The following is a 24,326-nucleotide window of genomic DNA, read 5'->3' as shown; positions in this document are numbered from 1 at the left end:
GACATGGCGCCACTGGCGTGTGACCCGACTGCTCTAGACCGCGCCGGTGCCACGGTAGTGGCCACCGGCGTTTCGCTGGGGTCGGTCATCTCGACATTGACCACGGCGCTGGCGGGCAGCGCGGGCATGGCCGGTAACGATCCGGTAGGCGCGGCGGTGGGCCACGCGTACAACGGCGCGGCGACTACGGTGATCGATGCGATGACCAGCACCCGCAATGGACTGTGCAGCATCGGGGACGGCGCGCGGATGTCGGCGCACAACTATGCGCTCGCCGAGGCGATGTCGGATGTCACGGGCCGCGCCGGGGGTCTGCCGACACCGCCCGTGACGGCGCCGTTGCCCATCGGGACGTCGCCGCCGTCGGCCGTCGGCGCTGGCAGCAGCGCCCCCGCGGGCTGGGACTGGGTCGCGCCGTATATCGGAATGATCTGGCCCACAGGCGATTCGGCGAAGTTGCGCGCCGCCGCGACGGCGTGGACGACTGCGGGCGTCACCTTCATGACGACGGAGATCGCGGCTGGCGGTGCGACGATGGCCGCCATTGCCGCGCAGCGGATTCCCGAGGGCGCGGCCATCAACAAAGCGTTGGCCGATGCGTCGGACGCCACCGCCAGCGTTGCGCGGCAATGCCAACCGATCGCGGCGCTACTCAACAGCTACGCGACCAAGATCGACAAGGTCCACGCGGCGATCTTGGATCTGCTGTCGCGCATCTGCGATCCAATGACCGGAATCAAAGAGGTCTGGGATCTGCTGACCGACAAAGACGAAGACGAGATCAAGAGAATCGCCGACGACATCCGCAGGGTGCTCGACAACTTCGCCCAGGAGGCCGAAACGCTGCGCGGCCAAATCAAGGCCACCATGGCCGACGCCGCGACCGCCGCAAAGTATATGGCCCAGTGGGCGGATAAAGAGTGGGACCACTTCCTGCACGGGACGCCGGTCGGCAGGGCGCTCAATCAGGTGGGCCAGACATTCACAGGCTTCGGCGTCGAGGGCTGGGATTTCGTCAAAGGCCTGTACGACATCAGCCAATTCCACGCGATGTTCGACCCCGAGGGTTACGCCGACACCCTGAAGGGCATGGCTACCGGCGTTGGGACGCTCGTCGGCTTGGGGCCCGACGGTGGCCCCGGGGTCGCCGAATCATGGAAAGCGTTGGGTAAGGACGTAACTCATTGGGACGAGTGGAGTTCCAACCCCGCCGAAGCACTCGGCAAGAGCCTCTTCGACGTGGCAACTCTGGTCTTGCCCGGTGGACCGCTTTCCAAGGTGGGCAAAGTAGGGCACACCGCAGCGGACGCGCTGAAAGCCTTCGAGAAGCCGCCAGAATTCCCCAGGGTCCCCTCGCTTGAGCCCCGGGAGCCGGCACCGACGGCACCCACGCCGCCGGGGCCGAGCCAACCGAAGCCGGCGGAACCGCGCCCGCCGGCGTCCCCGGGCAAGCCGGCGCCGGGCGAAGATCCGCTGCCGCACAGCCCGACGGAATCCAAGCCGCCCGCTGGCGGGACGCCGCCTCACACCGGCGAGCCGAAACCGCCCGCGGTGCCTGCCGCGCCCGGCGGAAAGCCGCCGGTATCGGTGCCGGCCGAGCAAGCGCTGCTACCCCATCCGAAACCTGTGGAGCCGGTCCCCCCGCCCGCGCCCGCGGTGCCTGCTGCGGGGTCTGCGAACACCGGACTTCCGTCGGCGCCCGCCGCCGCAGCTCCTTCGCCGCCGCATCTGCCGCCACGTTCAGTCCCGATGGGCGGCGGCGCTCCTGTCGAAGTACCTCCCGGCTTGGGTGATGTGCCCCACGACGGACAACCTCCCGTCCCACCCGGCGAGCCGCACGGCGGGGGCCCCCACCCGGCCGGCGACGGAGGCGCGGCGCATCCGCTCGGCAACGGCGACGGCGCGCCGCCCTCGGTATCCGTCCGCAACGAAACCCCTCGAGAGGAGCCACCGCCGCCAGACGACTCCCGATCCAACCCCGGCGACCACAACCAGGGACAATCGACCGGCGAGGCGGAACCAGAGGACGAAATCCCGCACAGCAAGAGGCACGCCATAAGCGGACACGGGAGCTACGACCCCAGCGATGGCTTCCTTACCGTGCCGAGCGGCTCCAGCATCACGACCTTTGCCGAGCACGGCTCGACTATTACCGACTCACTTGGCAACCTTATCGAAACCGGTGGTGACACGTCTGGGGTTTATTCGAAAACATTTAAACCGGATGATCTTATCCCCAATTATACAATTCACCCTCCCGATGGTTTGAACATTCTAGGTTCACCCCTGACGGTAACAAGCCCCACTCTTATCAGTGCAATTATTCACGAGAATATGGGCTTGGTCGACCTCGCGGTATGCACATTTGATCCGACTGCTCCGACGGGCAAGGTATACCACGTGAGTGGAATTTATGATAAATATAGTGATAAATTTACAGCCTACGAGAGGTCAAGACATTGACCGTGCCCGACTATTCTGAAATCGACAAACTCATCAGCCTCGCCTCAGAAACGAAGTCGACGGAGACGAATCGACGGCTTTTTGCGGCGCTTCGCGGTGTCGAATTGTTCTTTCCTCGGACAAAGGTTGAGCACGAGGGAGGACAGGTGAATGCAACGCCGTTGCTCCGCTTGTCTGACGGAACGAACGCCATGATGCTCTACACGTCCAAGGATCATCCAGATCTGCCGGACACCTTCGCCGGTGGCGCTTTCGAAGATGCGCTTACCGCCGCCCTCTCCATGCCAGAGCTCGATTGGGTGATTGTGTGCAACAGGGGATCACAGTGGGTCGCAATCAACAAGCGAAACATACCTGTTGTTCTCAACGATCCGCAGCCTCGAGATGATCACATGGATTCCTCCGCTCAGACACCCGAGAATGACGGAAATATTCTCGAGGAATTGATAACCCGTGCCGTCAACACGCCACCCGAGGAACTTTCGCCGCCGATCGGATCTGTGCTGCGTGGACGTCAAATATTCATCGAGCTGGCGGAAGGCCAGCGTGAAGATGAGCAACCGGTCATGAAGACTTTCACGGTCCAAAATATGCACCGCGTGATACGCGCCTACACCACGCGAAGGCGTCAGGGGATCAGATACGGCGGGATGCAGTGGCAGGCGCTCAAAAATATGATCAGAACGACAACGCAACTGGACGGAGTGCAGATCGTCAACGACGCGGACGACTGGGTGATCTTCGATCGTGAATCACTGATTACCGGCGGAACCGGCGATTCCTAAGCGCGAAGAAGCGGCCCGGCTTCAGGGCAGGGCATCCACCAAAGAGTGGTCGGCCGCGAGCATCACCGGCAGCCCGGGACGCGTCCAACGCCCTCACGCCATCCGCCCGATAGGGTTGGAGACCGGGCACCCGCTGGGTCGCCAGGCAATACAGCGATCTAGGAGGTTTGGCGATGACTTCCTTTGACCCGGTCGACGCGGACCGCCCCGGCCACGTTGACGCGGAATCGCTGGCCGCGGACGCCAGCGCCGCCCGCGCGATCGAGGGCATGCAGGAAGTCGCCGCCTCACAGCACAGTCCCCAGCCCCCGATCGACCTGACCGCCGCCGCGTTCTTCGACGTGGACAACACGCTCGTGCAGGGCTCCTCCGCGGTGCATTTCGGCCGCGGGCTGGCGACGCGTAACTACTTCACCTACCGCGATGTGCTCGGATTCGTCTACGCGCAGGCCAAGTTCCAGATCCTCGGGACCGAAAACAGCAACGACGTCGCCGCCGGCCGGCGCAAGGCGCTCGCCTTCATCGAGGGCCGATCGGTCGAAGAGTTGATCACTTTGGGCGAGGACATCTACGACGAGATCATCGCCGACAAGATCTGGCCCGGCACCCGAGAGCTCACCCAGATGCACCTGGACGCCGGTCAGCAGGTGTGGCTGATCACGGCCACGCCATACGAACTCGCCGCAACCATCGCGCGACGGCTCGGCCTGACCGGCGCTCTGGGCACGGTCGCGGAATCCGTCGACGGCGTCTTCACCGGCCGCCTGGTCGGTGACATCCTGCACGGCACCGGCAAGGCCCACGCCGTGCGGTCCCTGGCAATTCGCGAGGGCCTGAACCTGAAGCGGTGCACGGCCTACTCGGACAGCTTCAACGACGTGCCCATGCTATCGCTGGTGGGCACCGCGGTCGCGATCAATCCCGACGCCCGCCTGCGCGCCCTGGCCCGCGAGCGCGGCTGGGAGATTCGTGATTTCCGTACCGCTCGCAAGGCGGCCCGGATCGGGGTGCCGTCGGCGCTGGCGTTGGGTGCAGCCGGTGGTGCGCTGGCCGCGCTGGCCTCCCGACGGCAATCGCGCTGATAGGCTGCGCCGCGCAGAGAAAATCGAGCGGAGGGCATAGCGCCATGACGGTCCCCAAGGAAGCCGAAGGACTCATCGGCAGCCATTACCGCGCACCGGATTACTTCGAGGTCGGTCGCGAGAAGATCCGCGAGTTTGCGATGGCCATCAAAGACGACCATCCGGCGCACTTCGACGAAAGTGAATCAGCGAGAGCCGGGTACCCCGCGATGGTGGCGCCGCTGACGTTCCTCGCGATCGCCGGGCGCCGTGTTCAGCTGGAGATCTTCACCAAGTTCAGCATCCCGATCAACATCGCCCGGGTGATCCACCGGGACCAGAAGTTCAAGTTCCATCGCCCGATCCTGGCGCACGATAGGCTGTACTTCGACACCTATCTCGACTCGGTGATCCAGTCCCACGGCACTGTGCTTGTTGAGATCCGCAGCGAAGTGACCGATGGCGAGGGAAACGCAATTGTGACCAGTGTCGTCACGATGCTGGGAGAGTCTTCAAACCAGGAGGACGTCGAAGCCACAGCCGCGGCAGTGGCAGCCATATCCGCGGGAAAGTCAGGGGCGTTGTAAATGTCTGCACAGGGGGAAGTGGGAAACACACAGCTCAAGCCGCCGGTCGAGAAAGTCCGGTCGCACTACGACAAATCGAACGAGTTCTTCAAGCTCTGGCTTGACCCGTCAATGACGTACAGCTGCGGTTACTTCGACGAAAATCCGGACCCGCAGCACCTGACCAAGACGCTCGAAGAGGCGCAGTACGCCAAGCGCAAGCTCGCTCTCGACAAGCTCAACCTCGAGCCCGGCATGACGCTGCTGGACATCGGCAGCGGCTGGGGCTCGACGATGCGTCACGCGGTGGCCGAATACGACGTCAACGTCATCGGCCTCACGCTGAGCGAGAACCAGTACGCCCACTGCGTGGCGGAGTTCGACAAGATGGACAGCCCGCGCCGCAAAGACGTGCGCATCCAGGGCTGGGAGGAATTCCCCAGCGACGAACCGATCGACCGCATCGTGTCGCTGGGCGCCTTCGAGCACTTCGCCGACGGCGCGGGTGATGCCGGGTACGAGCGCTACGCGACGTTCTTCAAGAAGTACTACGACTTGCTGCCCGACGACGGCCGCATGCTGCTGCACTCGATCGTGGTGCCCACCCGCGAAGAGGGCAACGCGATGGGGTTGAAGGTGAACATGACCCTGCTGCGGTTCATCAGTTTCATCCTGAAGGAGATCTACCCCGGCGGAAAGCTGCCCCAGGTCAACCTGGTCGACAAGTACTCGACCGAGGCCGGCTTCAAGATCGACCGCCATCACTTCATCGGCAAGAACTACGTACCGACGCTGACCGCGTGGGGGGATGCCCTCGAGGCGCATAAGAATGAGGCGATTGCCCTGAAGGGGCAGGAGACCTACGACATCTACCTGAAGTACCTGCGGGGCTGCTCGGATCTGTTCCGCGACGGCTACACCAACGTCTGCCAGTTCACGATGGTCAAGTAGCGCCCTCGCGCGATACGGCTCGCGGGCGTAACGCCATGGCGGGAAACCGGGTCCGGGATCGCCACCGCGTTATGTGCGCGGGTCGACTCCGGAAAACGCTCAGCCGAAGAAGATGTTGCGGCGGCCGGCGAGCAGCCGGTACAGCGTCTGCTGGATGGTCTCGCGCACCTGGTCGGTCAGCTCGAAGGTGACCATCGGGTCTTCGGCGTCGGAGGCGGCGTAGTCGTCGGTGTAGATCGGCTCACCGAACGCGATGTGCCACTTCGACGGCAGCGGCATCAGCCCCATGGGACCGGCCAGCGGGAACAGCGGCGTGATCGGGAAGTACGGCAGCCCGAACAGCCGCGCGAGCAGCTTGACGTCGGTCAGCATCGGATAGATCTCTTCGGACCCGATGATCGAACAGGGAACGATCGGCGCCTTGGTCCGCAGCGCCGCCGTTACGAATCCACCGCGACCGAACCGCTGCAGCCGGTAACGGTCCTCGAATCGCTTGCCCAGGCCCTTATAGCCCTCCGGGAACACGGCGGTGAGCTCGCCGCTGGCGAGCAACCGGTGTGCGTCCGTCGTGCAGGCCATGGTGTGCCCGGCCTTGCGGGCCGCCTCGCCCACCACCGGCAGGTCGAACACCATGTCGGCGGCCAGCAGTCGCAGTTCGCGATGCGCGGGGTGCTCGTCGTGCACGGCCACCGACAGCATCAGCCCGTCGAGCGGCAACACACCGGCGTGGTTGGCGACCACCAGCGCGGCGCCGTCGTCCGGCAGGTTCTCGATGCCGCTCACCTCGACCCGGAACCAGGACCGGAAAAGCGTCCGCAACACCGGAAGAACGATCGCGCTGTTGAAGTGCGGGTCGAAGCCGAACTCGTCGACGCTGTAATCGCCGGTGATCCGCTGGCGCAGGAAACCGGCAACCGAGGCGACGCGCTGCGCCAGGTCATTGAGCGGCGTATCGGCGGACGGCGCCCCCGCGGCGCGGCGGTGCTCGTCGATTTCGCGGACCACCGCGGCGATCTGCTCGGCCGACGCGCGGTCGTTCGGATCGGACAGCAATGAAGGGTGCTGGCGAGAAGCATCCGCACGCTGATCGGCTCTCCGGCGCGCCGCTACCCGACCCCGATTCGTGTGCAGTGGAATGACATTCGCTCTGGTTTCACCCGCCACGATTCCTACCTGACCCCACCCCACGGAATTGGATTGCGGCTACCCCAGCGCTGAGCCAGGGATATGGCGCGACTTTCCAAGGAGCGTACCCGAAGCGGGTCGATAATGGGAGTTAAGCTGCGACCTCTGACGTAGGCGTCAAACGCTTCCGCCGTCGACCATTTCGGCTGGTAGCCGAGCTCCGTACGCATCCGGGTGGTGTCCATGACGCGGCCGTAGCTCAAATAATCGAACTGATCGCGACTGATCTCGTTGTAGCGGTTGGCGCGGCGCAACGAGTCCAGCGCCCAGACGCCGAATCCCGGTACTGGCAAGGGAATCCGGCCCGCGCGCCGGATCGCCTGCGACAGCATGATGATGCCTTCGGCGCCAATGTTGAACGTTCCCGCCTTACCGGCCATCGCCGCACGCTCCAGCGCACCGAGGGCATCCTGCTCGTGCAGCAGCTGCAGGCGCGCGTCGCGGCCGAACATGGTCGGCACCAAAGGCCCGGCCAGATAACGCGACAGCGTCGTGTCCATCGCCGGGCCGATCATGTTGGCCAGCCGCAGGATCGTCACGGCGATGTCGGGCCTGCGCCGTCCCAATCCGCGCGCGTAGGCCTCGATGTCGAGGCTGTCCTTGGCGAAACCGCCGCGGAACGGTCGACGGCTGGTGCTGTCCTCGGTGAACATCACCGGATCGTGCGCGCTCGAGCCGTACACCTCGGACGTCGACTTGAGCACCACCCGGCGCACGGACGGCGCCTTCTGGCAGGCCGCGAACAGCTGCATCGCGCCCATCACGTTGATTTCTTTGAGCGCCGCGGTGCCGCCTGATCGCGGCGCGTACGACGCCGCCGCCGCGTGCACCACCGTGTCGACGTCGCCGTTGCGAATCACCTTGGCTATGAAGGGGTTACGAATGTCGGCGCGGACGAATTCCGCGCGCCCCATGCGGCGCAGCATGTCCTTGCTCGGGGCGGTCGCATCCACCGCGATGACCCCGTTGATCATCGGGTTCTGCGCGAGCCGGGCCGTCAGGTAGCCGCCCAGAAACCGGCACGCGCCGGTGACCAGCACAATCTTGGGGTAATGCACTGTGTTGTCTGAGGTGTCACCGGGCCCGGCGCTGTCCCCATTCGACGCATCCACCCGAACAGCCTAGCGGTCAAAAGAGACCGCGGCACAGTGCCGCGGGGCGGGTTACTTGCCGAGTTTTCTGCGCTGCACCCGGGTGCGACGCAGCAGCTTGCGGTGCTTCTTCTTCGACATACGCTTGCGCCGCTTCTTGATTACAGAACCCATGAACTCCGCTATCTGACCGTGACTGCTTCAAAGCTTGGACCCGGACACTTTACCCGGCGCAACGCATCGAACACCAAACCGGCATCGATCGATCGCCGCGTCACCGCGGAGAGCCTGGGTGCCGCGCGCAGGCGGCACCGGGCAGGGGTCAGCCGGCGTCGAAGTAGGACGTCTCGAGCATGTCGTGGACGGCCTTGGCGTGCACCCGGAAGGACCGGCCCACCCGGACCGCGGGCAGCTCGCCGTTGTGCACCAACCGGTACACCGTCATCTTCGAGACGCGCATCAACGCCGCGACCTCGGCGACAGTGAGAAACTGCGTCCTGCCCTGCTGGCTGTCGACGGAACCGGCGTCCCGTGGCTTACCTGCAGCATCCCGCGCTGATGGCCCGTTACTAGACGTCATCGCAACCCAATCGTGTCAGGCACGCGCATGCCAGCGGCTTCCCCTCCGCTGGCACCCACACGTGCTTACAAGAGGAGAATAGCGGGACTAGTGGGGTTACTGGTACTGGTGGGGGACAATCAGTTCAAAAAACTTGGATTACTCTGATGTAATTCTTAGCTGCTCAGAGCGCCTTTTTGCGGCCTGGACGGCCGCATCGACCGCCGCTCGCAATCCGCCTCGCTCCAGCTCACGAAGCGCGGCCGCGGTGGTACCGCCGGGCGAGGTCACCGTCGCCCTCAGCTGCGTCGCCGTGGCGTCCACCCGCCCGGGCGCCTCGGCCTCGCCCGGCTCCCGGTCGTTGTCCATACGCTCGAGCAGCATGGCGGCCGAGCCGGCCATGGTCTGCGCGGTCAAATCGGTGGCCACCTCACGGCTGAGACCCGCGCCGACGCCGGCGTCCACCAGCGCTTCGACCAGCAGGAAGAAGTATGCCGGCCCGGAGCCCGAGAGTGCGGTGACGGCGTCCATCTGGCCTTCCGGAACGCTCAGCACGCCCCCGACGGAGTCGAACAGGGCCGAGACGCCCTCGAGCTGCGGCGCGGTGACAAACCTCCCCTTGGCCAGCGCCGTGACGCCGGCGCCGACCAGGGCCGCCGCGTTCGGCATCGCCCGCACCACCGGCGTCCCGGCCGGAAGCTTCGATTCGAAATAACCGATGGTGATCCCGGCCGCGACCGTGACGAAGACCTGCTCGGCGGTATCGCTTTCCGCGGCGCCCGCCGCGCGGGCGATCTCGGCCATCACCGACTCGACATCGGCGGGCTTGACCGCGACCACGACGAACGACGCGTTCTCCACGGCGTCGGGCACCGTGCCGATCCGCACCGAGTAGGTGTCGGCCAGGTAGTCGGCGCGCTCGGGGACTCGCTCGACCACCACCAGGTCCTTGACCTGCCGGCCCGCCCGCAGCAGGCCCGACAGCAGTGCCTCCCCGATGCTGCCGCCACCGATGATCGCGATTCTTGCCATGCCGGACAGCATCGCAGACACCGCGCACTAGCGAGCGGCAGGGACCAAAGCCAGCTGACGGGCCTGAACCACCAGGCGGCCCAGGCTGTCGACGACGGTGTGGTCCTCGTCGAACCAGTCGTGCCCGATTTCGGTGCAGGTCGCGATGATGCGCAGCCAGCCATCGGCCGGCAGACCCCGCAAGAACGCCGTGAGCTGGATCGTGGGCGCCCAGCCGGTGCGGTCCACCGCGAACGTCACCGGCGCCGACAGGTCGCCACACATGAGCGCAAACAGCGCGTCCGGGGCCACACCGCGGGGACGCGCCCACATCTGGATCACCGGCGGGCGCCCGTCGCCGCGGGGCGCCATCGTCGAGAGCGCCGGCCGCACGTCGCAGCCCTCGCCCAGGTGCACCAGGCCCGCCAGCGGATGCCCCGGCCCGATCGGCTCGATGTCGTCGGGGGGCTCGGGCGCCATCAGGTCCAGCACCGGGTTGGCCGACAGCAGGGGTGCGGCCGCACCGTCCGGCGGAAAGTGCTCGGGCTCGCCGAGGTTGACCACCGCGTGCACCGCCGTGCGGTCGCCCTGGTTGAGCTCGACGTCGACCACGCTGATCCGCCGGCCCCGCTTGCGAATCGAGGTCACCAGCTGCACGGGGCCGGGATCGGGCGCCCACAGGAAGCTCGCCGACACCGCGACCGGCTGCATCGATCCGAGCCCTTCGGGCTGCGCGCCGCAGGCGGAGCGGGCGGCGTTGGCGCACAGCGCCAGCATCGCGCCGCCGTGCACCTTGGGGCCGATTGTCCAGCGCTTGTCGAGCTCGCCGTCGAAGACGCCTGAACCGACCTCCCGCAGCGTCATGGCGGTGGTGAACAACGCACTCATGTGTCTGGGTTTTCTCCGGCTTGGTCAGCGCAGCAGATGCGTGCGGGCGAACTGCAGCGATTCGGCGAGCATGGCCTCGCGCTCGGTGGCCGAACGGGCGCTCGACGTCGACACCTCCAGGATGACGTGCCCGGCGAAATGGCCGGCGGCCAGCATCTGGCACACCTCCGCGGTGGGTTGCGTGCCGCGCCCGGGCACCAGGTGCTCGTCGGCGGGCAGACCGTTGCCGTCGCACAGATGCAGGTGCACCAGCCCCGCCCCCATCCGCCGGGCCATGTCCAGCGAGTCGGTGCCGGCGGTCGCGGTGTGCGACAGGTCCAGCGTGTAGTGCGCGTGGTCGCCGTCGAGCGGGTCGTAGGAGGGCGAAAACGCCGAAATCGCCGCGCCGGGCCCGCCGCCGCGCTTGCGCATCCGCTCCAGCGACTGGCCTGCCCCGAACAACCGGTCCGCCCGGAACGGGAACATGTTCTCCACGGCGATCATCACGTCGCTCGACGCCTCCAGCGTCGCCACCTGCTCGGTGAAGCCCTCGGCGTAGCGCCGCTGCCAGCGAAACGGCGGGTGCACGACCACGGTCTGCGCGCCCAGCTCTTCGGCGACACGCACGCTGCGATCGAGCTTGGGCACCGGGTTTGCGCCCCACACCCGCTGCGAGATGAGCAGGCAGGGCGCGTGCACGGACAACACCGGGACGCGGTAGTGCCGCGACAGCTTCTGCACGGCGGCGACGTCCTGGCTCACCGACTCCGCCCACACCATCAGCTCGACGCCGTCGTAGCCGAGCCGGGCCGCGTACTCGAAGGCGGCCTCGGCCCGCAACGGGTACACCGAAGCCGTGGAAAGGCCGACTTTGATGGCTGGGCGCACTGTCCTACGGCGCCGCTAGCCCGACTGCAACGACAGCGCCAAGGGCCCCAGGGTGATCAGCGCACCCACCGCGACCGCGATCAACGTGCTGGCGATGTCCTCCGTCTTGCGAACCACCCGGACCCCGGCCACCAGGCCCAGAATGACCAGCACCGACAGCACCAGCGCCACCAGGCTGTTCCAGCGCCACAACTGGTCGAAGGCCACGAACAACCCGCCGCCGAACGCGACGGCCAACATCGACTGCAGCACCACCACACCGCCGCGCCACAACGCGTCGAACCTGCCCTGCTCGAGGTGGGCATCCTGGTCCGGGTCGGCGTGCCCGTCCCCGTGATCGAGGTGCTCGTCGCCGAGCACGCCGGCGGGCAGCGGTCCGGATCCGTCCTCGTCATCGTCCGAATCCGACGACCGCAGGAAGGAGCGCACGTACGCGGAGTCCTCCAGCGCCGGTTCGGCCTCGCGCACTTCGGAGTCCATGACGTCCACCGGGACGTCGGCGTAGTGGTCCATGGGGTCGAAGCTCATGTCCTCAGCCCCGGAGCCCGGCTGCCCGCCCCCATCGACGGGCGAGCGCTCGGGCCCGGCTTCGGGCAGCGGCCGGGGATATTCGCTGCGCTCGGGCCCCGACGCCCGCACGGGCTGCGGCGCCGACTTGGGCCAGCGGGGTTCGGGCTCCGACCAGTAGGGAGCCTTGAGCTCGTCCGTGGTGACCTGTTCGGCGACGTCCTGGGCGGCGGGTCCGCCGGGCGGGGCAGGTGCCGCCGCGGCGGTCGCCTCGGGGGCTTCGGCGGCGTTGCTTGCGGGTTCGTCGTCGTCATCGTCGATCACCGGGAGGTCGCCGGTCAATTCGGCGACGGTGACCGCGTCGCTGTCGCCGCGCCGGCGTCGCCGACGGCGGGTGACGGCCGGGGCGCCGATGGTTCCGTTTTTAGCCAGCAGTTCGGCAACCGATATGGGCCGAGTGCCGGGGCTCTCGGTCTCGGAGTCCGGTCCGGTCATGGTTTGTCGCCTCTCGATCGGTTCTGATTCCGATCAACTACCTGACCTCCAGCATTGCGCACCGAAGGCTCCATAAGGGCCGATCCGTCGGCTTCGCTGTCGAGTTTGCGCAAGATGAGACCTTCCCGTAATGCCCACGGGCAAATATCCACCGATTCGATCGACAGCGCTCGCATGCTTGCCTCCGCCACCAGAGCACCCGCAACGATCTGCGGTGCCCGCTCGGCGCTCACTCCTTCCAGTTCTGCCCGGTCAGCGGTCGTCATCCTAGAGATGAAAGATATGAGTTGCCTGAGGCCGTTTGCTGTCAGCGTCCTCTTGACCCGCGGTCCGGCGCCCGAGGGCGCCGCTCCGGTGAGCCGCGCCAGCGAGCGAAACGTCTTCGAAGTCGCCACCGCAAGGTCGGGACTACCCGCGTCGAGGATGGTCACACTCGCTTCGGAGAGCTCGGCGTCCAGCCAGTCCCGCAGCATCGCCACCCGGCGCCGGCCGGGGGGGTCGTCGGGCAACCACTCGCGGGTCAGCCGTCCGGCGCCCAGCGGCAGCGACAACGCCACATCGGGCTCCTCGTCCACGCCACTGGACATCTCCAGCGAACCGCCGCCGATGTCGAGGTTGATGATGCGGCCCGCGCTCCACCCGTACCACCGGCGCACCGCCAGGAACGTCAGCCGCGACTCGTCGACCCCGGTCAGCACCCGCAACTCGACGCCGGTCTCTTTACGCACCCGGCCCAGCACGTCGTCGGAGTTGCCGGCGTCCCGGACCGCCGACGTGGCGAAGGCCATCAGTTCCTTGCACCCCGAACTGTCGGCGATCTTGGCGAATTCGTCGATCGTGGAGATCAGCTTCTCGGCACCGCGCTTGGTGATCTTGCCGGCGCTGTCGGTGGCCTCGGCGAGACGCAGCGTGGCTTTCGTCGAACTCATCGGCGTCGGATGGCCGCCCCGGTGGGCATCGACCACCAACAGATGCACCGTGTTGCTGCCCACGTCGAGAACGCCCAATCGCACCTGAACAAACTAACGAAGCCCCGGGGGCGGCGCCTTGCGCGACCCGGTAAACCCGCCGTGACGGTGGCCATACCGGCCTCGAGTGTCAGCGGCTCGGATGGGCCGAATAGTGGTCTAACGTGGACTGCGTGGCGAATTCGCACCCGGAACCGGGACAAGAGGTCGAGCTGGATTTCGCCCGCGAATGGGTGGAGTTCTACGACCCCGACAACGCCGAGCACCTGATCGCCGCGGACCTCACCTGGCTGCTCTCCCGATGGACCTGCGTGTTCGGCACTCCGGCGTGCCGCGGCACGGTCGAAGACCGACCCGACGACGGGTGCTGCTCGCACGGTGCGTTCCTGTCCGACGACGACGACCGCGCCCGCCTGGACGACGCGGTGCAGAAGCTGACCGGTGCCGACTGGCAATTCCGCGAAAAAGGGTTGGGCCGCAAGGGTTATCTCGAGCTCGACGAGCACGACGGCCAGCCCCAGTACCGCACCCGCAAGCACAAAGACGCGTGCATCTTCTTGAACCGGCCGGGTTTCGCGGGCGGTGTCGGCTGCGCGCTGCACAGCAAGGCCCTCAAACTGGGCGTGCCGCCGCTGACCATGAAGCCCGATGTCTGCTGGCAGCTGCCGATCCGTCGCAGCCAGGAGTGGGTGACGCGGCCCGACGGCACCGAGATCCTCAAGACCTGGGTCACCGAATACGACCGCCGCGGTTGGGGTTCCGGCGGCGCGGACCTGCACTGGTACTGCACCGGCGATCCGGCCGCCCATGTCGGCGCCAAGCAGGTGTGGGAAAGCCTGGCCGACGAACTCACCGAGCTGCTGGGGGCGAAGGCCTACTCGGAGCTGGCCGCAATGTGCAAGCGCCGCAGCAAGTTAGGGCTCATCGCGGTGCATCCGGCGACTCGGTTAGCCGAGTAGCCGCACACTTCGGGCCGCGGGCAGTGGACCAGGAAAGGCGATCGGCCGCGGCTCCACGATGGCGCGGCAAGCCGGGGCGGCTCGAGGTCTGGTATGCCACCCTGTCCGACCCACGCACACGAGCGGGGTTGTGGATCCATTGCGAGACAGTGGCTCCGGTGCAGGGCGCCCCTTACGCGCACGGCTGGCTCACCCGGTTTCCGCCCGACGGGTTACCCCATACCGAACGGTTCGGCCCCGAGCCCGTCCAGCCCGCGGCCGGCGACGACTGGTTCAACGCCGCCGGCGTTCGGGTGACCGAGGGGCGGCTGGCCGGCGAGGCGCGGTCGCTGGCCTGGGATTTGTCCTGGACGGACACCGCCCGTCCGCTGTGGACGTTCCCCCGCCTGGCGTGGGAGCGCGAGCTGTTGCCCGGCGCGCAAGTCGTCCTCGCCCCCACCGCCGACTTCACCGGCTCATTGACCGACGAAGGCACCGCCACGCCCATCGCGGGATGGCGCGGCGGCGTCGCACACATCTACGGACACGGCAACGCCAGACGCTGGGGATGGATCCACGCCGACCTCGGCGGCGGCGACGTCCTCGAGGTGGTCGCCGCCGTGTCGCACAAGCCGGGGCTGCGCCGGCTCGCACCGCTGGCCTTCGCGCGCTTCCGGCTCAACGGAAAGGATTGGCCCGCGAGCACTTTGCCATCGCTGCGGATGCGGACCCGGCTCGACCCGCGGCACTGGCAGCTGGCGGGACGCATCGGCGGGCGGCGGGTGCTCATCCGAGTCGACCAGCCGCCAGAACGATGCGTGAGTCTGGGCTACACCGATCCCGACGGCGGCCGCGCCGTATGCACCAACACCGAGCAGGCCGACATCCACATCGAGATCGATCACCGGCGTTGGTCGGTGCTCGGACACACCGAGGTGGGCCTGCGTGGGACCGAGGCGCCCGAGATCAACGAACGAATCCCGAGCTGAGCTTCCTCGATCCGGACGCGCTCCCCTCGTGTGTTAAGAACGGTGGGTGCCGGTCCCCGATTTCATCGTCGAGCTTCGCCGCGCCATCGGCCATGCGCCGTTGTGGCTGCCCGGCATCACCGCGGTGACAATCCGCGACCGAAAAGTGTTGCTGGTCAAGCGATCCGACAACGGCGCGTGGACGGCCGTGACGGGAATCGTGGAGCCGAGCGAGAATCCGGCGGACTGCGCGGCCCGCGAGGTGCGCGAGGAGACCGGGGTCGGCGCCCGGGCCACCCGTCTCGCCTGGGTGCATGTGACCCGACCGGCCGTGCACGCCAACGGTGATCAGGCCCAGTACCTGGACCACGTGTTCCGGATGGACTGGCTGTGCGGAGAGCCCTATGCGGCCGACGACGAGAGCACCGCGGCCGCGTGGTTCGACCTTGCCGACCTTCCGCCGATGACGGCGGACATGCGTCGGCGTATCGCGTTGAGCGCCAACGACGATGACCGAACCGTCTTCGACATCACCGATCCGCCGCCGGCAGAACCGTCGCCCTAGCCCTCGAGCTTGTAGCCCAGCCCGCGCACCGTCACCAGATGGACCGGGTTGGCCGGGTCGGCCTCGATCTTGGACCGCAGGCGCTTGACGTGGACGTCGAGCGTCTTGGTGTCGCCGACGTAGTCGGCGCCCCACACCCGGTCGATCAGCTGCCCGCGGGTCAACACCCGTCCGCTGTTGCGCATCAGATACTCGAGAAGGTCAAATTCCTTGAGCGGCAACGTGATCGAGTCGCCATTGACCGAAACGACGTGACGCTCGACGTCCATCCGCACCGGTCCGGACTCGAGCACGCCATCGCTGATCTCGGAATCGTCGTCACCGCCGCGGCGCAACACCGCCCGGATCCGGGCGATCAACTCGCGCGCCGAATACGGCTTGGTCACGTAGTCATCGGCACCGAGTTCGAGGCCCACCACCTTGTCGATCTCACTGTCGCGGGCCGTCACCATGATCACCGGCACGCTGGAACGCGCACGCAGCTGCTTGCACACGTCGGTCCCCGACATGCCGGGCAGCATCAGGTCGAGCAGCACGATGTCGGCGCCACCCCGATCGAACTCGGCCAGCGCGGCCGTACCGTCGGTCACCACGGTGGCTTCGAAACCCTCCTTGCGGAGCAGGAACGCCAACGGGTCGGCCAGGGACTCCTCGTCCTCCACGATCAGCACGCTTGTCATCGGTGCGATTCCTCCTGCATCGTCATACGCTCGCGGGTCATCGGCTTAGTTCTTCCTCTCGTTGTGAGCGGTTGGACCGCATGTCGTGGCCCTGCGATTGCTCCGCGTCCTCGCCGTCTTGGCGAGGCGTCGCGGCAGCCGGGATGGACAGGGTGAACGTCGACCCCGTGCCGGGCTTGCTCCACACCCCGATGCTGCCGTTGTGGTTGGCCGCAACGTGCTTGACGATCGCCAGGCCCAACCCGCTGCCACCGGTGGCGCGGGAGCGCGCCTTATCCCCCCGGAAGAACCGCTCAAAAACGCGCTCCTGGTCCTCCAGCGCAATCCCGATGCCGCGGTCGGTCACCGCGATCTCGATGTTCTCCCCGCGGCGGCGGCGGCTGATCGACACCGGCGAACCCGGCGGCGAATAGGCGATGGCGTTGGACACCAGGTTGGCCAGGGCGGTAACCAGCAGCGTTTCATCACCCAGCACCCGCAGACCGCTGGGCGCGTCGGTGCGGACCTCGATATCGGTGTTCTCGGCTGCCACCTTGTGGCGCGAAATCGCTTCGCTCACCACCTTGTCGACGTCGACCTCGGTGACGTTGGGCAGCCGTTCGGCGCCCTGCAACCGGGACAGCTCGATCAGCTCGGCCACCATGTCCCCCAGCCGGTTGGCCTCCACCAGCACCTTCTCGGCGAACCGCCGCACCGTTTCGGAGTCGTCGGCCGAGGCCAGTAGCGCCTCGGCGAGCAGCGCCATGGCGCCCACCGGCGTCTTGAGCTCGTGGCTGACGTTGGCCACGAAGTCGCGCCTGGTCGCTTCCATCCGCGCGTAGTCGGACTGGTCATGGGCGAACACCACGGCGAACCGACGGTCTTCTTCGCTGACCAGCCGGGCGTGGCCGTGCACCGAGAGCCCGGAGCGGCCGCCCGCCCGTTTCGCGGGCTGCAGGTCGAATTCGACGTCGACGCCGGTCAGGGCCTGCTGCGCCGCCTCCCAGGCCTGGTCATCGAGTTGACGGTCACGCACCAGGCCTAACTCCTTGGCCCGGTCGTTGAGGTAGACCACGTCGCGATGCGCGTCCACCACCGCCGCGGCCAGCGGCATCAGCGCCACGATGCGCTGCAGCATCTGCGCGACGGTGATCCCGGTCCATTCCGTGCCGACCCGCTGGCGGCGCTTTACCGCCCGGGGTGACAGCCGGGTGCCGACCAGCACACCTGCGGCGAGCGCCAGCACGGAGAAAACCCCGGCCAGCAACACCGCCGAGAACACACTCACATAGCAAATCCTACAAATCTTCCTGAACGCTGCCCTAGCGCAACGAGGCCAAAATCGGACAAGTCACACCTTGCGCAACAGGTGTTCCGCTCCCGTTCACGCGATGTTTGGCTAGATGGCCTTACCCCGCCCACGTCGGGGTCAGCCGCGCCCCTGGTTGGCAACCGCCGCGGCCCCGGCGGCGGCCGCCTCCGGGTCCAGATAGGTGCCACCGGGGACCACGGGCCGCAGCCGCGCGTCCAGGTCGTAGCGCAGCGGGATGCCGGTCGGGATGTTCAATTCGGCGATCTCGTCGTCGGACACCTGGTCGAGATGCTTGATCAGCGCCCGCAGCGAATTACCGTGCGCCACGATCAGCACCGTCTTGCCGCTGCGCAGGTCCGGGACGATGACGTCGGTGAAATACGGCAGGAAGCGAACCACCACGTCGGCCAGGCACTCGGTGAGCGGGCCGCCGCCGATATCGGCGTAGCGCGGGTCGGTGTCCTGGCTGTATGTGCTGCCCTTCTCGATGGGCGGGGGCGGCGTGTCATAGCTGCGCCGCCAGGCCATGAACTGCTCGTCGCCGTAGCGGGCCTTCGTCTCGGCCTTGTCCAGGCCCTGCAGCGCCCCGTAGTGGCGTTCGTTGAGCCGCCAGGTGCGCCGCACCGGAATCCACAGCCGGTCGGCCACGTCCAGCGTCAGGTGCGCGGTGGAGATGGCGCGGCGCAGCAACGAGGTGTAGAGGATGTCGGGCAACAGGTTGTTCTCGATCAGCAGCTCGCCGCTGCGCACGGCTTCGGCCCGGCCCTTTTCGGTGAGTCCGATGTCGACCCAGCCCGTGAACAGGTTCAGCGAGTTCCATTCGCTTTCGCCGTGGCGAAGCAGTACCAGCGTGGCGGTGTCACCCATGCCGGTTAGTCTCTCACGCACTGTGTCAGCGGTCGTCGCCGTCTTCGTCGTCATCGTCGTCGATCAGGTGCGCAAAAGCCTCCAAGTTTTTCAGAGACTCACCGCGAGACACCCGCCAATCCCACTCCTTCTGGATCGACGAGCGAAAACCCAACTCCAGCAACGTATTGAAGTCCGCATCCACCGCCTCGAGCACCTGCCCGAGCACTCGGTCGAGCTCATCGGCGTCCACCGACGCCAGCGACATGCGACCCACCAGATAGACGTCACCGACCTTGTCCAGCGTGTAGGCCACGCCGTAGAGGCGGCGGTTGCGCTTGAGCAGGAACCGGTAGACGCCCTCATGATTCTCGTCGGGCTTGCGGCACACGAACGCCTCGACCCGCACCGAATGCTCGCCGACGCTCAGGATGGTGTTGGTCTTGAGCTTGCGCTCGCCGGGCAGTTCCACCACCAGGCCCGACAAACCGCCGTGTGCGCCAGCATGTTTCGAGTAGTTCAGCCCGCTGGCCTGCAAGGCACTTTCGATCACCTGGCTGACCTCGGTGGGATTCACGCGCCGCTCCTCAGCATCGCTGCGCTCTGCATCGTCGCCGGCGGTGGGATTCACGCGCCGCTCCTCAGCATCGCTGCGCTCTGCATCGTCGCCGGCGGTGGGATTCACGCGCCCACGCCCCGGCGCTCCGCGGTGTATTCGCGAATCGCGCGGCGATAGCTGGCCAACAGCGCATCGGTGGTGTGGTCCCACGAGAACGTGGCGGCATGCGCGGCGGCCGCGCGGCCCATTTTCTCCGCGTGCGCCGCAGGCGAGCGCAGCAGCCGACCCATCGCATCCGCCCACCGCCCGACGTCGTGGCCGGCCACCAGCGTGCCCGTCACCCCGTCGCGAACGGCCACCGGCAGCCCGCCGACCGCGGCCGCGGCCACCGGTGTCCCGCATGCCTGCGCCTCGAGGGCGACCAGCCCGAATGACTCCGAATAGCTGGGCACCGCAACCAGATTGGCCGCCTGGAACAGCGTGGCCAGCCTCGGGCGCGACTGCGGGGGCAGGAAGGTCACGCGCTCGGCGATACCGAGCTGGTCGGCCAGCCTGACCAATCCGTCCGGGGAGGCCAGACCGCTGCCCGAGGGCCCTCCGGCCACGACGATACGCACGCCGGGCAGCCTCGCGGCCGCCCGCAACACGATGTCGGGCGCCTTGAGCGGCTGGATCCGGCCGACGAACGCCACGATGTCTTCGTCGGGCGCAAGATCCAGCGCGGCCCGGGCGGCCCTGCGGTCACCGGGGCGGAACACGTCGAGATCCACTCCGGGATGCACGACGTCGATCCGTGCCGGGTCGGCGTGGTGAATCGAGATCAGTTGCCGGGCTTCGTCGTCGGTGTTGACGATCAGCCGGTCCGCCTCGTCGACAACCTGTTGCTCGCCGACCGTGCGCAGCGGCGGTTCGGGTGAATCCCCTTGGGCCAGAGCCGCGTTCTTGACCGCGGCGAGGGTGTGCGCGGTGTGCACCAACGGCACCGCCCAGCGGTCGCGCGCCAGCCAGCCGACCTGTCCGGACAGCCAGTAATGCGAATGCACAATGTCGTAGTAGCCGGGCTCGTGCGATGCCTCGGCGCGCAACACCCCGGCCGCGAACCCGCACAGCTGGGTGGGCAGGTCGTATTTGTCCAGGCCCTCGAACGGGCCCGCCACGACGTTGCGCACCAGCACCCCGGGTGCCACCCGCGCGACCGGCGGGTCGGCCGAGGCGGTGGCGCGCGTAAAGATCTCCACCTCGATGCCGCGCCGCGCCAAGTGCAGGGCGGTCTGCAGCACATAGACGTTCATGCCGCCCGCGTCGCCGGTGCCGGGCTGGGCCAGCGGGGAGGTGTGAACCGCCAACACTGCGACACGGCGCGGCTCATTCAGCCGGAAGACGTCATCGTGCCGCACCCTGTCATCTTTACAGGATGGTTCGCCGGTCGGCCCAAGCGCGCCGGACACTACGGTCGCGTCAGGCGGATGACTCGTCGCGATCCACGTCGTGCAGCCGGGTATCGAGCGCCCCGGCGCGTCGCATCGCGCCCAGCGGGTCGGCGTAGAGCCCGGACAGCGAGACGGTGCCGGCGCCGGCCTCCTGCACCCGGTTACCGAAGGCGGTCAGGCGGATGTCGCGCGGTCCCAGCACGGAGCGTGCGACGAACGCCGCCTCGACCTGCTCCATCGCCTCGGGGTACTCGGTGAACGCCTGCCCCCCGACCACCAGCTCGTCCGGGTTGAGCATGTCGCGCAGCAGCGCCACCGCCTCACCGAGCACGCGGCCCCGCTCGGCCAACAGGTCCTTGGCCTGCTGGTTGCCTGCTCGTGCCGCGCGCAGCAGATCGGCGATGCCTGCGGCGGGTCCGTTGGCGCGATTCGCCGGGGCGAACGGCAGGATGCGTTGCTGGCGGGCGACGGCCACGACGGCCTCGTCGCTGACGGTGGACTCCAGCTGGCCGGTGCCGCCGAGCAGCTCCGACTGGGCCGGCAGCGTCGCGATGGTGCCCGGGCCGCTTGCCGGGACGTGCACGCGCCCGCCGATCACCAGCGCATAGCCCACGGTCTCGCGGGCGTAGACATACAGGCTGGTCGGCGAGCTGGGTAGGAAACGCCGCATGCCCAACAGCAGCTCCGCGCCTGCCATGGCGTCGACGTGCGAGGCCACCGAGACCGGCAGGCCCAGCGCGTCGGCCAGCACCTGGCCGACCGGCGCCTGCCGCCAGCCCAGTCGCGGGTGGTCCACCTGGCCGGTGGAGCTGTCGACGGTGCCACCAATGGCGACACCCACCCACAGCGGCCGCCGGCGATGCCAACGCCGCAGGTAGCGGCGGGCGCTGTCGGCCAGGGTCGCCAGCGCGGGTCCGGCCGGGCTGCGCGGTGTCGGGGTCTCGACGGTGTCGAGGGTGCGGCCGAACAGGTCGGTGGCCACGATGCTGGTGGTCCGCGCACCGACGTGGATGCCGAGCGTCACGAACGGCTCGTGGTTGACCTCGACCGGCACGCGCGGCCGGCCGATCGCTCCCGAGACGGCCAGGTCCGCGCGCTCGCGCAGCAGGCCCGCTTCGAGCAGCGCGATCACCTGGCGGTTGACCGTAGCGATGCTCAGCGAGGTGACGCCGGCGATGACGTCACGGCCGACGGGGCCGCGCAGTCGAACCGCCCGGAAGACGGAGGCCGCCGCCGAGTCGGGGATGTTCAACGCCGGCGGCACAATTTGCCGCCGCACGGAGCGGTGGCCCTTCTGACCGGCCAGGTGCCCGACGGCACGAGAAGGCGAATGATGGGTATGGGTGAGGGTATTCGTGCGCACGAGCGTCCTTTTGTCCGATTTTGCTGGCCGTGTTGGCCACACCTGGCTGGTCAGGAGCGGCAAAATGCGCAGCAACAACACGCACCCGCCGCGCAAAGACACGCGGTGGTTGTGGTGTTGAACAGGGCGCTGGAGAGCACACGCAAAATCTAGCACGTTCATTAAGGTTGCTTCGATGGTTAGAACTGGCAGGAATAAACGCGTCGCGGTAATCACCGGGGCCAGCTCGGGTATCGGCGCAGCAACCGCACGGAAGCTGGCTGGGCAGGGCTTTCACGTCGTCGCGGTGGCGCGCCGGGCGGACCGGATTGAGGCCCTGGCCAGTGAAATCGGCGGTACCGCCGTTGTGGCCGATGTCACAGACGGTGCGGCGGTCGAAACATTGGCGAGCAAATTGGATCGCGTCGACGTGTTGGTCAACAACGCCGGCGGGGCCCGGGGCCTGGCGCCGGTCGCCGACGCCGACCTCGAGCACTGGCAGTGGATGTGGGAGACCAACGTGATCGGCACGCTGCGGGTCACCCGGGCGTTGCTGCCCATGCTGATCGACTCCGGCGACGGGCTGATCGTCACCGTCACTTCCGTTGCGGCACTTGAGGTTTACGACGGCGGCGCCGGATACACGGCGGCCAAACACGCCCAGGGGGCGCTACACCGCACGCTGCGCGGCGAGCTATTGGGCAAGCCGGTGCGACTGACCGAGATCGCGCCGGGTGCCGTCGAAACGGAATTCTCGTTGGTCCGCTTCGACGGCGACCAGCGACGCGCGGACTCCGTCTACAGCGGCATCACGCCGCTGGTGGCCGACGACGTGGCAGAGGTGATCGGGTTTGTCGCATCGCGGCCGCCACACGTCGATCTGGACTTGATCGTGATGAAGCCGCGCGACCAGGCCACCACCTCCCGGTTCAACCGCCGGGGGTAGTAGCCGAACTGGTGTCGGGCGATGTCGTCGACGTGGTCGGAGTGCCCGACAGGGTCGGGGCGTTGGACGGCGTGACCGGCGCCGTGACCGGGATCTGCGTTGACGGCGGGTGCGCGGTCGGCGGCGGCAGCGCCGACATGGCCACCCAGGTGTCCCAGTCCACGGCCCAGTCCCAGATGTCGCCGTCGGAGTAGGAGAGCTGGATCGTGCTGCCGGTCACCTCGACGGGGTCGCCGTAAATCGCCGACTGGAAGTACTGCTCGGCGTCGCCCGTCGACAGGTTGATGCAGCCGTTCGTGACGTTGGTGTTTCCCTGCGCGCCCGCGCTCGCCGGGTTGGCGTGGATGAACTCGCCGTTGTTGGAGATGCGTACCGCCCAGCGCTCGTGCACGTGGCTGTAGCCGGCGGCCGGGTTGGACATGTAGAAGTCGGCGTATTTCTCGCTCACCACGTGGACCCCGTTGCGGGTGACGTTGCGCGCCTTGTCCGCCTCGCCGTAGCTGCACGCGAAGTCCATGATGACGCCCTCGTCGCGGATCACCTGGATGCGGTGCGACGAGACCTCGGCCTTGACCACCTGACGACGGCCGATCTGGATGTTCAGCGAGATGTCGTCCGCGCCGTAGGCGCCGTCGCCGAAAGGCAGGCCGTAGAGCCTGGCCTGGACGTTGACCGTGGTGCCGGCCGGGTAATACTCGCGGGTGCGCCAGTGCGCCCTGGCTCCCGCCGCCTCGTCGGGCAACCAGGCCCAGCTGCCCTCGACGGGCGGGGTGGTGGTGACGGCGAGCGCCTTCTCGACCGCGGCCTTGTCGCTGATGGGCGCGTCGAACTGGATGATGATGGGGGCCGCGACCCCGACGGTCTGGCCGTCGGCGAGCTGGAATGCCCCACCGATCTTCTTGCTGGGCGACACCGTGGTGAACTTGCCCGCCACCGGGAACGCCTTGCCGTCATGCCCGACGGCCGAGCCGCCCCAGGTGTAGGTCTGGTCGTAGCCCAGCGGCTCGGTGGTGGTGTAGACGGTGCGGTCCTGGTTGAAGCCGCCCGCGACGGCCTTGCCCGACGAGTTGGACAGGGTGACGTGCTGGAACCAGCCGTCGTCGACCTGGACGCTGACCGGGGCGATCGGCACCACGTTGTCGGCCGCGTCGGCGGGCTGGTACTTCAGCTGCGGCGCCGGCTGCTCCTTCTTCTCGGCTTGCTTGCCGGTGGAGCCGCCGCACGCGGCCAGCACGTTGGGGGCGAATACACCCAGTCCCAGGGTCGCCAACGCCGCGCGCCGGTTGAACGGCCGCGGGGCGTGGGACGGGGTCACGGAAGTCAAAGATACCGGGGAATAATGGCCTGCCCGGCCACCACAAATC

25 protein-coding genes are annotated in these 24,326 nt (G+C 67.6%); 9 read left to right on the top strand and 16 right to left on the bottom strand.

Translation table 11 applies throughout. The features are described 5' to 3' along the window. The first annotated feature begins 3 nt into the window (after positions 1-3). From OQ789_RS05870 to OQ789_RS05850, 5 genes are all read left to right on the top strand, one after another. Positions 4-2,463 carry a putative adhesin gene (locus tag OQ789_RS05870; RefSeq protein WP_324684122.1) on the top strand — a complete coding sequence of 820 codons (2,460 nt, stop codon included), beginning with the start codon at positions 4-6 and terminating at the stop codon, positions 2,461-2,463. 2 nt (positions 2,464-2,465) lie between these two features. Next, the gene (locus OQ789_RS05865; RefSeq protein WP_324684250.1) at positions 2,466-3,248 is read left to right on the top strand and encodes a hypothetical protein; all 783 of its coding nucleotides are present in this window, start codon (positions 2,466-2,468) and stop codon (positions 3,246-3,248) included. Positions 3,249-3,421: 173 nt separating this feature from the next. Next, positions 3,422-4,330, top strand: a complete 909-nt coding sequence (locus OQ789_RS05860; RefSeq protein ID WP_324684120.1) for an HAD-IB family hydrolase — start codon at positions 3,422-3,424, stop codon at positions 4,328-4,330. A gap of 44 nt (positions 4,331-4,374) precedes the next feature. Beyond that, on the top strand, positions 4,375-4,896 hold the full coding sequence (locus OQ789_RS05855; RefSeq protein ID WP_324684118.1) for an FAS1-like dehydratase domain-containing protein: 522 nt from the start codon (positions 4,375-4,377) through the stop codon (positions 4,894-4,896). Further along, on the top strand, positions 4,897-5,826 hold the full coding sequence (locus OQ789_RS05850) for a cyclopropane mycolic acid synthase family methyltransferase (protein WP_324684117.1): 930 nt from the start codon (positions 4,897-4,899) through the stop codon (positions 5,824-5,826). A 99-nt stretch (positions 5,827-5,925) separates the two neighbouring features. Here OQ789_RS05850 and OQ789_RS05845 read toward each other — a convergent pair whose 3' ends face one another. The 9 genes from OQ789_RS05845 to OQ789_RS05805 all read right to left on the bottom strand — a co-directional run bounded on the left by OQ789_RS05845 (position 5,926) and on the right by OQ789_RS05805 (position 13,442). Further along, positions 5,926-7,014 (bottom strand): lysophospholipid acyltransferase family protein, encoded by a 1,089-nt coding sequence (locus tag OQ789_RS05845; protein ID WP_324684115.1) that lies wholly within the window; start codon positions 7,012-7,014, stop codon positions 5,926-5,928. Beyond that, the gene (locus OQ789_RS05840) at positions 6,996-8,123 is read right to left on the bottom strand and encodes an SDR family oxidoreductase (protein WP_324684114.1); all 1,128 of its coding nucleotides are present in this window, start codon (positions 8,121-8,123) and stop codon (positions 6,996-6,998) included. The genes OQ789_RS05845 and OQ789_RS05840 overlap by 19 nt, the downstream gene beginning before the upstream one ends. A 51-nt stretch (positions 8,124-8,174) precedes the next feature. Further along, complete coding sequence (locus OQ789_RS05835; protein ID WP_003402602.1) at positions 8,175-8,276, bottom strand: 30S ribosomal protein bS22; 102 nt, start codon at positions 8,274-8,276, stop codon at positions 8,175-8,177. A gap of 148 nt (positions 8,277-8,424) precedes the next feature. Next, positions 8,425-8,682 (bottom strand): cell division/environmental response transcriptional regulator, encoded by a 258-nt coding sequence (locus tag OQ789_RS05830; protein ID WP_065028101.1) that lies wholly within the window; start codon positions 8,680-8,682, stop codon positions 8,425-8,427. Between the two features lie 138 nt (positions 8,683-8,820). Next, complete coding sequence (gene proC / locus OQ789_RS05825; protein ID WP_324684112.1) at positions 8,821-9,693, bottom strand: pyrroline-5-carboxylate reductase; 873 nt, start codon at positions 9,691-9,693, stop codon at positions 8,821-8,823. A gap of 27 nt (positions 9,694-9,720) precedes the next feature. Next, on the bottom strand, positions 9,721-10,560 hold the full coding sequence (locus tag OQ789_RS05820; RefSeq protein ID WP_324684110.1) for a thioesterase family protein: 840 nt from the start codon (positions 10,558-10,560) through the stop codon (positions 9,721-9,723). Between the two features lie 24 nt (positions 10,561-10,584). Continuing rightward, on the bottom strand, positions 10,585-11,427 hold the full coding sequence (locus OQ789_RS05815) for a sugar phosphate isomerase/epimerase (protein WP_324684108.1): 843 nt from the start codon (positions 11,425-11,427) through the stop codon (positions 10,585-10,587). Between the two features lie 15 nt (positions 11,428-11,442). Next, positions 11,443-12,429 (bottom strand): hypothetical protein, encoded by a 987-nt coding sequence (locus tag OQ789_RS05810; protein ID WP_324684106.1) that lies wholly within the window; start codon positions 12,427-12,429, stop codon positions 11,443-11,445. Then, positions 12,426-13,442, bottom strand: coding sequence for a Ppx/GppA phosphatase family protein (locus OQ789_RS05805; RefSeq protein ID WP_324684104.1), 1,017 nt, complete (start codon positions 13,440-13,442; stop codon positions 12,426-12,428). Before OQ789_RS05805 ends, OQ789_RS05810 begins: the two co-directional genes overlap by 4 nt. 119 nt (positions 13,443-13,561) lie before the next feature. Here OQ789_RS05805 and OQ789_RS05800 point away from each other — a divergent pair, with 119 nt between their 5' ends. The 3 genes from OQ789_RS05800 to OQ789_RS05790 are packed head-to-tail and all read left to right on the top strand — an operon-like array spanning position 13,562 to position 15,868. Next, positions 13,562-14,356, top strand: a complete 795-nt coding sequence (locus OQ789_RS05800; RefSeq protein ID WP_324684103.1) for a hypothetical protein — start codon at positions 13,562-13,564, stop codon at positions 14,354-14,356. 23 nt (positions 14,357-14,379) lie between these two features. Continuing rightward, positions 14,380-15,324: a hypothetical protein gene (locus OQ789_RS05795; protein WP_324684102.1), complete on the top strand. Its 945-nt coding sequence runs from the start codon at positions 14,380-14,382 to the stop codon at positions 15,322-15,324. Positions 15,325-15,370: 46 nt separating this feature from the next. Beyond that, positions 15,371-15,868, top strand: coding sequence for an NUDIX domain-containing protein (locus OQ789_RS05790; RefSeq protein ID WP_324684101.1), 498 nt, complete (start codon positions 15,371-15,373; stop codon positions 15,866-15,868). On the opposite strand, the gene regX is transcribed toward OQ789_RS05790, so the two are convergent. The 6 genes from regX to OQ789_RS05760 all read right to left on the bottom strand — a co-directional run bounded on the left by regX (position 15,865) and on the right by OQ789_RS05760 (position 21,980). Further along, on the bottom strand, positions 15,865-16,548 hold the full coding sequence (gene regX / locus OQ789_RS05785) for a two-component sensory transduction protein RegX (protein ID WP_324684099.1): 684 nt from the start codon (positions 16,546-16,548) through the stop codon (positions 15,865-15,867). The genes OQ789_RS05790 and regX overlap by 4 nt on opposite strands. Positions 16,549-16,585: 37 nt before the next feature. Next, entirely contained in the window at positions 16,586-17,815 is a 1,230-nt protein-coding gene (locus OQ789_RS05780; protein WP_324684097.1) for a sensor histidine kinase, read from the bottom strand. 141 nt (positions 17,816-17,956) lie between these two features. Next, on the bottom strand, positions 17,957-18,706 hold the full coding sequence (locus tag OQ789_RS05775) for a phosphoglyceromutase (protein WP_324684095.1): 750 nt from the start codon (positions 18,704-18,706) through the stop codon (positions 17,957-17,959). 25 nt (positions 18,707-18,731) lie between these two features. Beyond that, the gene (locus OQ789_RS05770; protein WP_324684248.1) at positions 18,732-19,262 is read right to left on the bottom strand and encodes a YbjN domain-containing protein; all 531 of its coding nucleotides are present in this window, start codon (positions 19,260-19,262) and stop codon (positions 18,732-18,734) included. Positions 19,263-19,366: 104 nt separating this feature from the next. After that, positions 19,367-20,725: a D-inositol-3-phosphate glycosyltransferase gene (gene mshA / locus OQ789_RS05765; RefSeq protein WP_420716051.1), complete on the bottom strand. Its 1,359-nt coding sequence runs from the start codon at positions 20,723-20,725 to the stop codon at positions 19,367-19,369. Next, the gene (locus tag OQ789_RS05760; protein ID WP_324684247.1) at positions 20,703-21,980 is read right to left on the bottom strand and encodes an ROK family protein; all 1,278 of its coding nucleotides are present in this window, start codon (positions 21,978-21,980) and stop codon (positions 20,703-20,705) included. Before OQ789_RS05760 ends, mshA begins: the two co-directional genes overlap by 23 nt. 232 nt (positions 21,981-22,212) lie before the next feature. Here OQ789_RS05760 and OQ789_RS05755 point away from each other — a divergent pair, with 232 nt between their 5' ends. Continuing rightward, entirely contained in the window at positions 22,213-22,962 is a 750-nt protein-coding gene (locus OQ789_RS05755; protein ID WP_324684093.1) for an SDR family oxidoreductase, read from the top strand. Here the strand turns inward: OQ789_RS05755 and OQ789_RS05750 are convergent. Continuing rightward, entirely contained in the window at positions 22,946-24,325 is a 1,380-nt protein-coding gene (locus OQ789_RS05750) for a L,D-transpeptidase (protein ID WP_420716050.1), read from the bottom strand. The two genes, OQ789_RS05755 and OQ789_RS05750, sit on opposite strands and share 17 nt — an antisense overlap. Position 24,326: the final 1 nt, after the last annotated feature.

The sequence above is a fragment of the Mycobacterium sp. 94-17 genome (genome assembly GCF_035617725.1).
In the GTDB taxonomy this organism is placed as follows: domain Bacteria; phylum Actinomycetota; class Actinomycetes; order Mycobacteriales; family Mycobacteriaceae; genus Mycobacterium.
This window is presented reverse-complemented; position numbering and strand designations above follow the sequence as displayed.